The organism is Rickettsia endosymbiont of Rhinocyllus conicus (assembly GCF_964026465.1).
Taxonomy (GTDB): Bacteria; Pseudomonadota; Alphaproteobacteria; order Rickettsiales; family Rickettsiaceae; genus Rickettsia.
The window spans coordinates 66,890-79,355 of record NZ_OZ032155.1 but is presented as its reverse complement, the minus strand read 5'-3'; the positions used below and the strand labels follow the sequence as shown (position 1 = coordinate 79,355).

Below are 12,466 nucleotides of genomic sequence, written 5' to 3'. Positions count from 1 at the left end.
CTAAAAATTCCTTTTACTATATTAACTCACCTATTCTCCTGCTCCATGCTCATCTAATAATGTAGATATGCTAGTAGAGTTAGCCCCTAATACCGCAACATCTCCTACACCTTCTAATGAAGCAGCTTCTTGTTGCTCAGAATTCACTATATTAAGACTACTATTAAATAGATTATTTTTTACAAAAGCATCATAAATCCATTGGTGTTTTTTAAGATTTTGTACTTGTTCTAAGTTAAGAGAGCCAACTATTTCTGATAATATCTCTGAGTATTTATCTGCTGTAATGAGTTTTACTATACTACCTGCAGCAACAAAACTATAACTTAGTTCATGTAAAAACTTTTGTTTATGCTCTTCAAATCCTGGCATATTCCACATAACACTCAGCATATCATAGCCAGCTTTTACAAAACTACTATCAGGTGCTGAAGAGATTTCGGTTAATGATATGGATACTAATGTACTATATTGATCATTGGGTAAATCTTCTGGTTTTAAATATGTAAATAATTTTTGAGCACGGTCAAAATAATAATCACCTACAAGTTCTGTAAAAATAAAATGATGACCATTCTTTTCAATGTCTCTTTTTAACAACTCAGGATATTTACCGACATCAAGACGATGCAGACAAAAATCAATCATATCTACATTAGCTCTGCCACTAAATAGCTCATAGTAAATAGCTGTGTTTATTAATAGCTCTTCTTTTTTCTCTGCAGATAATATCGGTTGTAATTTATTCCAAAAAAACTCTAATGCTTGTACATGTTTTCCCATCATTGCACATTCATAACCATGCATATCTAAATTATCTCCTGCAAGTTTTAACTTATTTTTAAACTTGTCTGTATAACCAGTAATAAAATGTGACCAAAAGGATACTAACCCTCCCGCACGTGAATATGTACTATCTAGTATAGATTCTATAGATGCCGGCCAAGCACGATCAGATTGAGCCTCATCAAATAACTTGCGAATATCATCTTCAAAACAGCACCAGCAGGCTACCCTATATTTTTGAAAATTATCAAAAGGGTTTTCTTTACCATCTGGAGTCTTTTCTGCAAGTAATCTCCTACCTACTTCATTTCTATTGAGTTTTACTTGTTCTAAACTATCTACTTTTTCCCAACAAGCATCATCATTAATTACTTGGGCAATAAAATCTAACTCATCTGGAAAACTTGTCTTCAGTAAAGGAGCACCATATAAATGACACCAATGCTCTATTTGTAGCTGTTTAGACCCTTTATAAGGATCATTTGGATTAACAGAAGCCACTAACCCTTCTTTAACTTGATCAGAACGCATAAAATTTTCTCCTATTCATTTTTTTGATCATAAAACTACATGACATCTTATGGATTTTTGTATTAGCTTACAGTAAATACAAAAGCCTCTATTATTACTTTAGTTATTCTTAAACTTTAACACAATGACTTTTTTTATTTATTTTTTCTGTAGTTTTTAAAACCTACTCAATTACTATACTATACTTATTTAGTATTATCATTAATTTCATAGTTAGTAAATTAAGAATCTTCACTATTAATTATATAAACACCCTAACACCATTAATCTTTATAAATATTCTGAATTTAATGCTACGTTAAGTAAATTTAGAATTATTCCAAAAAGCAATAAATACAATAAAGATTTTATCAACACAAATTTTGCAATTATAATTTTAGCATCTTATTAGCAAACAGATTACTAAATTTTTCCCTATTTCTTTAGTGAAATGAGCAAAGATTAAGGCATTTGGTTATCAAAAACATTTTTGCCATGTATGGACCTCCCCAATAATGCAAGAAAAAAATAACACTTAATAGTAAAAAAGCAAATGCAGCCATGTATCCGACTTATAATTGATAAATTACTTTAAATTTATCCTATAGCCCTTGTATCTTGATATTGTCTTTAGTGAATAACTGGAGGATACTTGGGGGTACCCAAGTAGAAGGTTGGTATACTGTTGTAGCCCTTAGGACTATGATCCTGCCCATCAGATAAGTAACCAGCCTTCACATACTCACAAAAGATCGGACGGTATCTTAGGCCTTGAAGATTATCAGTGAGCCTGTATGTACAAGGTTGATCTGTGAGTATTCTACTAATTATTAACACAAAAGGTCACTTATGAATAGCGTAATTTTAGGCGTAGATATTTCTAAAAGAACATTTGATGTAGCACTGCTTATTAATAGTAAAGTAAAAACTAAAAAATTTGATAATAATTCAAAAGGATTTTCTAGTTTAAAGGAATGGTTAAAAGGCAAAGAAGCCCTTACTGCTCATGTTTGTATGGAGGCCACTGGTTGCTATGGAACAAAATTAGCTCAATATCTTTATGATAATAATTTCAAAGTTAGTGTAGTAAATCCAGCAAGGATAAAAGGCTTTTCCATGAGTCAACTCTCTCGTGTTAAAACTGATAAGGCTGACTGTCAGTTAATCGCTCAATTTTGCCAGGCAATGCAACCTGATCTTTGGCAACAAAAACCAATACATATACAAAAATTGCAGCAATGGGTAAATCGTTTAGATACTCTAATTACCAACAAACTACAAGAGAGCAACAGGCTTGGAGACATAGATCCAGAAATAGCTGCAGACATACAATTTCACATTGATTTTATAAACGAACGTATCAAAGAGGTAGAAAAACTGATTGCTGACCATATTACGCAACATGAGGACTTAAATGATAAAAGACAGCTACTTGCTTCAATTCCTGGAATAGGAGAAAAAACAATAGCTGTAGTACTTGCTTTTCTAAGTGTAGAAAATTTTGATTCTGCAAAACAAGTAGCTGCTTTTGTTGGTCTTAATCCAAAGCCAAAACAATCTGGCTCTTCTGTACGTGGAGTTGGTAGAATATCAAAAACAGGAGATGCAGATTTACGTAAAGCTTTTTATATGCCAGCTGTAGTTTCTATCAGATTTAATCCGATTATTAAAGATTTCAGCCAACGTTTGGCTGATACAGGAAAACCCAAAATGGTGATAGTGATAGCTGTGATGCGTAAGCTGCTACACATTATTTACGGAGTACTTAAAACTAAAACTCTTTTTAATGCAAATATTTAATTAACGCGAGTTTCGTATTCAAAAAGTCGCTGTATAGCTGATAAACAGTGGGTTACGGGGATATTGATAATACTGTTTTTGTTATAAAGTGAGTACAAAATACAAATTGCTAATTAAAATATGGTATTTAATAGTATTAGAAAAAAGTTTATAGGTTATTGAAAAAACTTTAAGAGCAATAACCTATGATAATGGATTTTACAGAAATATTTTGTTACGTCGATGATTTTTTTCAAGAATTAGAAAAGCATACAAATTCAATTACTAACCATAACAACAAATCTGGTCCTAAAAGTCGACTTAACAGAAGTGAGGTAATAACAATTATAATAGGCTACTGGCAGTCATCTTATGATTGTTTTAAGAATTATTATCTGAAGCAAATATGGATTCATCATCAAAGAGATTTTCAATTAGTAAGCTATAGTCAATTTATGAAAATAATAGGTCCACATTTACCACTATTAGTACTAATATTCAATTCTATTTTGGATCAGTGTGACGGCTTTTCTTTTGTAGATTCAAGTAGTATAGAGGTATGTAAGAGATATCGTATTTCAATGAATAAAGTGTTCGCCGGCATAGCAGCACGCAGTAAGACAACAAAAGGTTGGTTCTATGAACTTAAACTACATCTAATAATTAATAGGGTCGGTGGTATAGTTAAAGCATCTTTTAGCCCTAGCAATAAGGATGATAGAAAACAGCTGGAACTGATGATCAAAAATCTTTTTGGTAAAGTATTCGGAGATCGTGGTTATATTTCACAACAATTATTTCAACAACTTTTAGAGCAAGGAATTTTTATGGTCACTAGGGTAAAGAAAAATATGAAAAATAAACTTATGTCTATGTTGGATAAAATATTATTGGAGGGTGTCAGAAAGTTTGTGTAAGTTGTAAAAACAGTTAAGAATAAAATTAATTAAAACAACTTACATGAGGCTAATATGAAAAATAAGAGCAAAGTATCAAATCCGACTATAGAAAAAGTAGTATCAGAAATACTATCACAAAGTGATCCAACTGAGATATTTGGGAAGGAAGGGATATTTCAGGAATTTAAAAAGCAGATAGTAAATAAGATTCTAGAGAAAGAAATGGAAGCTCATATAGGTTATGAGAAGCATTCTAAGAATACCAAGGATTCAGATAATAGACGTAATGGCAATTATGAAAAGACTTTAATAGATCCAGAAGGTCGTAAATTGACAGTAGAAGTGCCAAGGGATCGGGAAGGAGAATTTGAACCTCAACTAATTCCAAAAGGAGTACGAAAATTTGAAGGATTTGATGATAAAGTAATATCGTTATATGCTAGGGGAATGACTATTCGAGAAATACAATGGCACTTAGAAGAACTATATGCCACCAAGGTATCATCTGAGTTAATATCAAAGATAACTGATGGCATTTTAGAGGAAGTTACTGTTTGGCAGAATAGAGCACTTGATAGTATATATCCTATAGTGTACTTAGATTGTATTCATGTTAAATCCAGGGATAATCATGTAATAATAAATAAAGCAGTATATCTGGCTATAGGAGTTAATATGGAAGGCAAGAAAGAGCTATTAGGTATTTGGATAGGCAAGAATGAAGGTTCTAAGTTTTGGATGCAGGTAGTAACAGAACTGAAGAATCGTGGTGTAGAACAAATATATGTTGCATGTGTTGATGGTCTTAAGGGTTTTCCGGAGGCGATAAATAGCATTTTTCCAAAAACCATAGTGCAGTTGTGTATTGTTCATATGGTAAGAAATTCTGTAAAATACGTATCATACAAAGATTTAAAATCGGTAACAGCTGATTTAAAGGCAGTTTATTCTGCAATAAATGAAGCCGAGGGATTAAGAGAATTACAAAACTTTGCCAAAAAATGGGATGACAAATATCCAGTTATTTTTGATATATGGCAACGAAATTGGTCTGGCATAGCTCCATTTTTTAGCTTTCCAGAAGACATTAGAAAGGCGATTTACACTACTAATGCTATTGAATCCACTAACCGTCAAATTCGTAAAATTATTAAAAATAAGGGAGTATTTCCAGATGATAAATCGATTCAGAAAATAATCTTTTTGGCATTGACAAATGCCTCTAAAAAATGGACAATGCCTATTAAGAATTGGGCGATGGCTTTAAATCAATTTGCAATTCTTTGTGATACTAATTTACAAAATTGGGCAAATGGAGAAATTGTACTTACACAAAGAATCTGACAGAACCTATTATTGCTTAAAAGAGCATTAATAGAATCTGTGTTTAGTAAAATTAAACTATTGGGGAAGTTTGAACATTCAAGGCATAGATCAGTTACAAATGCCTTTGTGCATATGCTTGCAGCACTGATAAATTATCAAATGTCTGATAATAAACCTTCTATTACATCTCTCTTGATATGCTAAATCCTATGCTATATTAATTCGAAACTCGCGTTAATTAGAAAATTAGATAAGATTTATATGAAAAATTTGAAAAAAGTTATTGACACCCAAGACGGTATCTGATGGAATTCGCTGGCTTACAAACTATATACTTATCAGTCCATCGGCTTCTAAAAGAGCCACTGAAAAACGCAGTTTTTTTGTAAGCTAAGGTTTGTCTTATTTACCATCAATATTAATTATCTCAAGCATATTTCGGGTTGGAATCTCTTACATATTGTTTTGCTTTTACCTATTCATTATATAAATCACCATTTATTTTACTTATAAGTGCTGTGCTACACACTCTTTAGCTACAAACTTTACTCTCTACATAATCATCTCCTGATCTGAGTACAGCAAACACCACTCTTGCCAACTTATTAGCTATGGCAACTGTTGTTTTATTATGGCTACTTCGCTCAGATAAATTAAACATCCATTTCGTAAATTTGCTAAAATCTTTTTTAGATTTCTGTTCTTCCGATGTAAATCTTATCTTGGCATTTAGTACAGCTCTAGCCCCTTGAATTAATAAAGTGCGTAAGTATACATCACCTCGCTTGCTAATTCCCAGCAGCTTATCCTTCCCACCACTTGAATGTTGTCTTGGCACTAATCCTAGCCATGCCGATAATTGCCTGCCATTCTCAAAACTTGTAGCATTACCTATTGATGCTATTAAAGCAGTAGCAGTAATTAAACCAAGACCAGGTATAGCTCTTAATCGTTGATATTGAGTTAGGTTACTTGCTATCATTGTTAATCGTTTTTCTATCTCTTTTATTTTTCTGTCATTATCTAAGAATTCTTCTTTTAGTTCACTAAATGTTTGATAACTTAACTGGCTTAATTTTCCTTCATCTAAAATCTCAATTAATTTTGTGATAACCTTATTGATGCCTTGAGGGACAATAAAACCAAACTCATGTAGTAGCCCCCTAATTTCATTAGCAAGTGCTGTACGATTTTTTACCAATCTCTCTCTTACCATATGTATTGATAAAATTTCTTGTTGCTCTATAGTTTTAATTGCAACAAATCTCATATTAGGTCTTGTCACGGCTTCACATATCGCTTCAGCATCTGCTTGATCATTTTTATTAGTTTTAACATATGGTTTGACAAATTGTGGTGCCATTAGTTTTACTTAATGCCCTAATTTAGTTATTTCTCTTGCCCAATAACTAGACCCACCGCAAGCTTCCATCCCTACTAAACATTTTGGTAAATTAGCCATAAATGTCAAAACCTGATCTCTCATCAATTTTTTCTTTAATACTGTCTTGCCATTTTTATCTACACCATGAATTTGAAAAATTCTTTTTGCAATATCTATACCAATTGTAGTAACCTCCATATGGACCTCCTTGATTGTTGTTTTAATATATTAAATATTAACCCTAGAAGATTAGCAACTGCTTTTCATCCTCTATATCAGGAGGGCCATACCATTAGTCCATTATATCTTACATGAATCTCATAACTTAACCAACCTACCGGCCCTCAGCCGGTAGTAGTTGATTAAAAAGTATTACATCCAATAGGATCGTTTTCTTTTTGAGCACTATAATAGTTTTTAACACTATGGCTTATTTGCTTAGAATAATCAAAATTAAACGTTCCATTATTAAATGATTGTTCGTTTAGATTTCTAAACCAATATTTTATTTCTGCTTCTGTTGCATTTGCTGGTGGTACTGATGGAGATTTTTCAGGATATTGTGCTGTACTATGGCATGATAGGCATGAAGAGTTTTTATTATCTATGGGGCCATTAAGTCTACCTAAATATCCTAAAGAGTTTGTAGATACATTAGGATTGATCCAACACTCTGATAGTTTTTTTCTATTCTCGTAACTTGATGTAAAATAATTAGGATCATTACCCCACGTAATACCTACTAATTTCATATTAAACCATGGGTTTTCATTATTCATAGTATTATCATAAATAAATGTACCTGCAACCCATCCTGTTTCCTTTGAACGCCTATCTTTAACTAAAAAGTCAATTTGAAATAATCTCAGTTGTTTAAATACTTTTGGCGTACCTTTGTTATTCTGATTAATATAACCAGTCCAGGTAATACTGTTTTTAAGAGTTGGGATATCTTCTGGTGTGGCCTCTGTAAATACTAATTTTGCACTAACTGTACCATCTAGGAATATACCTTTGGTAATATCGGGTTTGTTGATATCTCGCCATACCTGTCCATATGTGTAAGCTCCTTGTTCATTAATAATAGAGATTGCCCAATTTTGTATTATAGATTTTTGCTTACTATGTAACTCACCGGGTTTAAATGATCTCTCTCTGGTTAAACCGTGTACAAATTCTCTACCAGTAACCCCATAATGCATCCATGGTGCATGATACCAATTAGCAATCTTATTACAGTGCAAATCAAAATCACAGTTAATATTGCCATTATATATATATTTTAACACTGTATAGCCATATTTTGATGGCTCCTCTTTAAATGATATGTGTTGCCATGGTTTTTCTGTATTATGAATTTTAGTTGGATAGTTAACCTTAATTTGAAAGATCCTATCGTTATAACCTAAAGGTATTTTATCACATGAAGATATCACTGTTGAATTAGCATGTGCAATAATATTATCAAATATAAAAAGTAATAGTATTATTATATAATAACCTTTGGTTCTATTATTACCTTTAAATTGTAATAATCTTTTCTTATAACTCATCACTATTAAGAAATACGTATTCATAATACTAAATCTAGGTTTTTGTTTAGGTAATTTCTACTTCCCCTAATAAATCAATGATGTCTTGAGCATCATCAACTTCTGGATGATTAGCATAATAGGATATTATTTTTTCTTTTATATCAGGCTCAATTTGCTCATTATATAAAGGCATGTTATATTTATTTAGCATCTTGTACATATATGGATGTAATATACATTGTTTTTCATCAATCAAATAAATCGGTCTATGATATAACAAACTTTCGACAGTACTACTTAATTCCATATCTTCACATTTTTTTAGAATATTTATTTTAGTATTTATATCTGCCTCTAATTTAGTATTAAACACAGCAAATTCATCTGAAATGCTTTTTATAAATTTTACTATTTGTTCTCGTGTATATGTTATACTATTATCGTTAATAATATGAGAAACCATATCAGGAGTACAGTTTATAAAGAAGATGCACTGATCTGTATATTGTTCTAAACTTAGATCATTTATTATAGTAGAAAATGCTAATAAATTGTTATTATCTTCAAACACCACATTTTTAAATATATGAGTTAAATGTTTTGCATTTATCCAATTTTGATATAAAACATTCCTTAGCTCCCAGTAAGTATTTAATCCTATATATTCAAAATTAATATCAAGACATGCTATATGCGAATCTTGAAAATCTTTAATCATAGAATTCATGCCATCTTTTCCTAAATGCTGGGAAGTGAGAATAAGGTTTATCACTTGCGTGTTTTTGAGACCTGTAGCTAAAGCTTGTACTCCATCTTTTCCTATACTTTTTTCATTCAAAACAAGATGTATGATTTGAGTGTCTTTCAGACATGCAGCTAGTGTTCGTATTCCTTCACTACCTATATTATTATAACTAAGATTAAGATATGCAATCTGAGTATCTTTTAAGCAGTTAGCTAAAATTTCTGCTCCTTTGTCTTTTATACTATTACCACCTAGATTAAGATCTATAATTTTACTATCTTTAAGAGATTCACCCAGAGTATGCACTTCTATATCGTCTACATCATTAGAACTAAGATCAAGGTCTATAACTTTGCTACCTTTTAAACCTTGAACAAAGATTTGTATTCTTTGGTCTTTTTTATAACTTCTGAAGGTAGCATAGAGGTGAAGGTGAGTAATTTGTGTATTTTTCAATCCTTTAGCTAAAGCCATTGCTCCTGCTTGATCTATACTGTTTAAACCTAGATTAAGATTAGTAATCTGAGTATTTTCTAAAGATTCCGCCAAAGCTCTTATTCCTTCGTCTCCTATTAAACTTTTGTACAAGTTAAGATATTTAATTTTGGTATTTGGTAATACTACAGCTAATGCTTTAGCACCGTCATCCTCCATTCTACTCTTGCGAAGATTAAGAGACATAATATTAGTTCTATCCAAAACATTTGCTAAAGCCTTAGTTCCTTCTATCCCTATTCTATTATAACTAAGATCAAGGTTTGTAATTTGAGTATCTTTTAATCCTTCGGACAAAGCTATTGCTCCTTCTTCTCCCATCCTATTGTTATAAAAATTAAGTTCTGTAATTTTTGTATTCTTCAAGTCTTTAGCCAAAAATTTCATATCTTTGCTTGTAATACTTCTATTACAACTAAGATCAAGGTTTATAATTTGAGTACCTACTAGGTTTTCAGATATAACTTTTAATACTCCTCTACCAATAGAGCCTGCAAGACTAAGATGTGTAATATGAGTATGTTTTAAACTTCTAGCTAAGGTTTCAGATTCTTCATACCATATGTGATTGGAACTAAGCTTAAGATTTATAATTTTAGTATCCTGTATACCATGAATTAATGCTTGTACCCCATCATTTCCTATATCATTATAATGAAGACCTAAATAGGTAAGTTGTGTACCTTTTAAATTTTGAGCCAAAATATGTATTCCGTGATCTCCTATGCGGTTACCACCAAGCTCAAGATTTGTAATTTGACTATTTTTCAAAGAATTAGCTAAGGTTATTGCTCCTGTTTGTCCTATTTTATTAGCACACAGATTCAGAATTGTAATTTCTGTATCCTTTAAAGAATTTGCTAAACTCTGCACTCCTTTTTGTTCTATATCATTAGATGTTAAATTAAGACTTATAATCTTACTACCCTTAAGACCAGAAGCTAACGCAACTGTTCCTGAATCTCCTATATGGTTATTGGACAAATCTAAGTGAGTAATTTGAGTATCTTTTAAAATTTGTGCTAAAAAAGGCATAATTTCTTTTTTCATTTTATAAGCATGCAAACTAAGATGTGTAATCTTAGTATTTTTTAATTTTTCAACTAGTGTAATTACTGCATCCCCTATATTATCAAAGCCAAGATTCATATTAAGATGTGTAATTTTTGTATCCTTTAAACCTTCAGCAAATGCTATAATGGTACCCAAAAACTGGACTACTAAAATGCTAGAATGAGATATAATTTTCAGATACAAAAGAGAAATTATATGTCCAAAAAAGCAAAACAATATAGTGCAGCAGAAAAAACAAAGATAGTTTTAGAAACAATAAAAGCTGAAATGACAATAGCTCAAATTAGTAGCAAATATGGAGTTCATCCGACACAAATACAAGCATGGAAGAAAAGAGGTATAGAAAATTTAATTAGTAGTTTTCAAATTAAGCCACAATCTAAGGATCCAGATCATCAGGATTTAATAAAACAATTGTATGAACAAATAGGCCAGTTAACTGTTGAACGTGACTGGTTGAAAAAAAAATCTACATTGTTTGGACTTGGCAATTAGAAAAAATATGGTAGATAAAGAGTGTAGTAATCTAAGTATCGCTAGGCAATGTACTCTACTGTTTATTAACAAATCTAGCTATTATTACAAGCCACAAGGCTTAACCCAAAAAGACTTAAAAATAATGCAAGTGATTGATGAAATATACACACAGCATCCTTACTTTGGAGCAAGAAGAATGTCTGAGCACCTTGTACCATTGGGCATCACAATTGGTCGCAAGGCAGTAAGTCGTTATTATAGAATAATGGCTATTGAAGCTATCTATCCTAAAATGAACTTAAGTAAGCGCAATCAAGCTCATAAAATATATCCATATCTTTTAAAAGGAGTTGAAATTATTAAAGTAAATCAGGTATGGAGTACAGATATCACTTATATTAGAATGGCACAAGGATTTGTATATTTGGTAGCAATTATTGATTGGTTTAGTCGTTATATTGTGAGCTGGAAGGTGTCTATTAGTTTAGAAAGTGACTTTTGTATTGATGCACTTGAAGAAGCAATAATAAAATATGGTCAGCCTGAAATCTTTAATACAGATCAAGGTTCTCAATTTACATCAAAAGATTTTACAGATAAACTAATTAAACGTGAAATCAAAATCAGTATGGATGGTAAAGGCAGAGCCCTAGATAATGTATTTATAGAAAGATTTTGGCGTTCATTAAAACAAGAAAAAATATATTTGATGGTTTTAAATACTGTCAAGGAGGCAAAAAATGCTATAACTGATTACATAAATTTTTATAATAGAAAAAGAATGCACCAGTCATTAGAATATCTCACTCCAGAACAGGTGTATTCTACAAAAATTATTGAGTAAAATTATAATACAATTTATATCTCATAAATCTTAATTTTTAGTCTAGACAAATTGGGCCACCTCACTTCACCAGTGTATTTCAGCTTGTTCCATTTGTGCTTGTTTTACTATTGCGGGATATTCTTCATCTAGCCATACTTGAACTTGTTTTGGCTGTTGCTCATAAGCTAATTTCTTTGGTTTTTGTGCAGTATATCCCCATCTTCTTAAATATTCTCCAATCGTACTTAATGGCAAAAAGAAACCACAGCATTTTTTAATCAGGGCATTAATAGCTTTTCTTGACCATAGTGCAGATTTGATATTGTGATCTTCTGGTCTAGAGTGATTTATATAATCTTGTATTTTTTTACCCAGCATTTCATTTATTATTCTTTTCTCTCCTGTCTTTCTTCCTCTAGACTTGCCAGTTATTGCATATTTATCACCTCTTCTTCTTTTGTTAACCCAGTTACTAATAGTCTGACGTGTTACTCCTATAAGATTTGATACATCTGATTGTTTTTCTCCTTTATCAATTGCTCTTAATGCAACTTTTCTTAAAGCTGCTTGTGCACTCGTTGATAATGTCCTAAAATCTTCTTTTTTTAGCATTATTTCATTCTAACATTA

The 12,466-nt window shown here is 31.4% G+C and carries 9 protein-coding genes and 1 pseudogene; 5 read left to right on the top strand and 5 right to left on the bottom strand.

Annotated features, from left to right (window positions below; translation table 11 throughout):
• Positions 1-30: 30 nt before the first annotated feature.
• A complete protein-coding gene (locus AAGD54_RS00390; protein WP_341794720.1) occupies positions 31-1,317 on the bottom strand; it encodes a hypothetical protein in 1,287 nt (428 codons plus the stop codon).
• Positions 1,318-2,145: 828 nt separating this feature from the next.
• On the opposite strand from AAGD54_RS00390, the gene AAGD54_RS00385 reads away from it, so the two are divergent.
• The 3 genes from AAGD54_RS00385 to AAGD54_RS00375 all read left to right on the top strand — a co-directional run bounded on the left by AAGD54_RS00385 (position 2,146) and on the right by AAGD54_RS00375 (position 5,318).
• Positions 2,146-3,096 carry an IS110 family transposase gene (locus AAGD54_RS00385; RefSeq protein ID WP_012152859.1) on the top strand — a complete coding sequence of 317 codons (951 nt, stop codon included), beginning with the start codon at positions 2,146-2,148 and terminating at the stop codon, positions 3,094-3,096.
• Positions 3,097-3,287: 191 nt separating this feature from the next.
• A complete protein-coding gene (locus tag AAGD54_RS00380) occupies positions 3,288-3,992 on the top strand; it encodes an IS982 family transposase (RefSeq protein ID WP_341794248.1) in 705 nt (234 codons plus the stop codon).
• Positions 3,993-4,046: 54 nt separating this feature from the next.
• A complete protein-coding gene (locus AAGD54_RS00375; RefSeq protein WP_341794247.1) occupies positions 4,047-5,318 on the top strand; it encodes an IS256 family transposase in 1,272 nt (423 codons plus the stop codon).
• A 514-nt stretch (positions 5,319-5,832) separates the two neighbouring features.
• On the opposite strand, the pseudogene AAGD54_RS00370 reads toward AAGD54_RS00375, so the two are convergent.
• The 3 genes and pseudogenes from AAGD54_RS00370 to AAGD54_RS00360 all read right to left on the bottom strand — a co-directional run bounded on the left by AAGD54_RS00370 (position 5,833) and on the right by AAGD54_RS00360 (position 10,668).
• Positions 5,833-6,882 (bottom strand): annotated as a pseudogene (locus AAGD54_RS00370) (IS110 family transposase).
• A 164-nt stretch (positions 6,883-7,046) separates the two neighbouring features.
• Complete coding sequence (locus tag AAGD54_RS00365) at positions 7,047-8,261, bottom strand: hypothetical protein (RefSeq protein ID WP_341794719.1); 1,215 nt, start codon at positions 8,259-8,261, stop codon at positions 7,047-7,049.
• 22 nt (positions 8,262-8,283) lie between these two features.
• Positions 8,284-10,668: a hypothetical protein gene (locus tag AAGD54_RS00360; protein ID WP_341794718.1), complete on the bottom strand. Its 2,385-nt coding sequence runs from the start codon at positions 10,666-10,668 to the stop codon at positions 8,284-8,286.
• 60 nt (positions 10,669-10,728) lie between these two features.
• Between AAGD54_RS00360 and AAGD54_RS00355 the strand changes: the two genes are divergently transcribed.
• Entirely contained in the window at positions 10,729-11,028 is a 300-nt protein-coding gene (locus tag AAGD54_RS00355) for a transposase (RefSeq protein WP_341794552.1), read from the top strand.
• 7 nt (positions 11,029-11,035) lie between these two features.
• Positions 11,036-11,854 carry an IS3 family transposase gene (locus tag AAGD54_RS00350; RefSeq protein ID WP_341794310.1) on the top strand — a complete coding sequence of 273 codons (819 nt, stop codon included), beginning with the start codon at positions 11,036-11,038 and terminating at the stop codon, positions 11,852-11,854.
• A 66-nt stretch (positions 11,855-11,920) separates the two neighbouring features.
• On the opposite strand, the gene AAGD54_RS00345 is transcribed toward AAGD54_RS00350, so the two are convergent.
• Positions 11,921-12,448 (bottom strand): helix-turn-helix domain-containing protein, encoded by a 528-nt coding sequence (locus tag AAGD54_RS00345; RefSeq protein WP_341794717.1) that lies wholly within the window; start codon positions 12,446-12,448, stop codon positions 11,921-11,923.
• Positions 12,449-12,466: the final 18 nt, after the last annotated feature.

Excerpts from the sequence above, each read along its gene's own strand:
- AAGD54_RS00390 (WP_341794720.1), bottom strand. The coding sequence starts at position 1,317 with ATGCGTTCTGATCAAGTTAAAGAAGGGTTAGTGGCTTCTGTTAATCCA.
- AAGD54_RS00385 (WP_012152859.1), top strand. The coding sequence starts at position 2,146 with ATGAATAGCGTAATTTTAGGCGTAGATATTTCTAAAAGAACATTTGAT.
- AAGD54_RS00380 (WP_341794248.1), top strand. The coding sequence starts at position 3,288 with ATGGATTTTACAGAAATATTTTGTTACGTCGATGATTTTTTTCAAGAA.
- AAGD54_RS00375 (WP_341794247.1), top strand. The coding sequence starts at position 4,047 with ATGAAAAATAAGAGCAAAGTATCAAATCCGACTATAGAAAAAGTAGTA.
- AAGD54_RS00365 (WP_341794719.1), bottom strand. The coding sequence starts at position 8,261 with ATGAATACGTATTTCTTAATAGTGATGAGTTATAAGAAAAGATTATTA.
- AAGD54_RS00355 (WP_341794552.1), top strand. The coding sequence starts at position 10,729 with ATGTCCAAAAAAGCAAAACAATATAGTGCAGCAGAAAAAACAAAGATA.
- AAGD54_RS00350 (WP_341794310.1), top strand. The coding sequence starts at position 11,036 with ATGGTAGATAAAGAGTGTAGTAATCTAAGTATCGCTAGGCAATGTACT.
- AAGD54_RS00345 (WP_341794717.1), bottom strand. The coding sequence starts at position 12,448 with ATGCTAAAAAAAGAAGATTTTAGGACATTATCAACGAGTGCACAAGCA.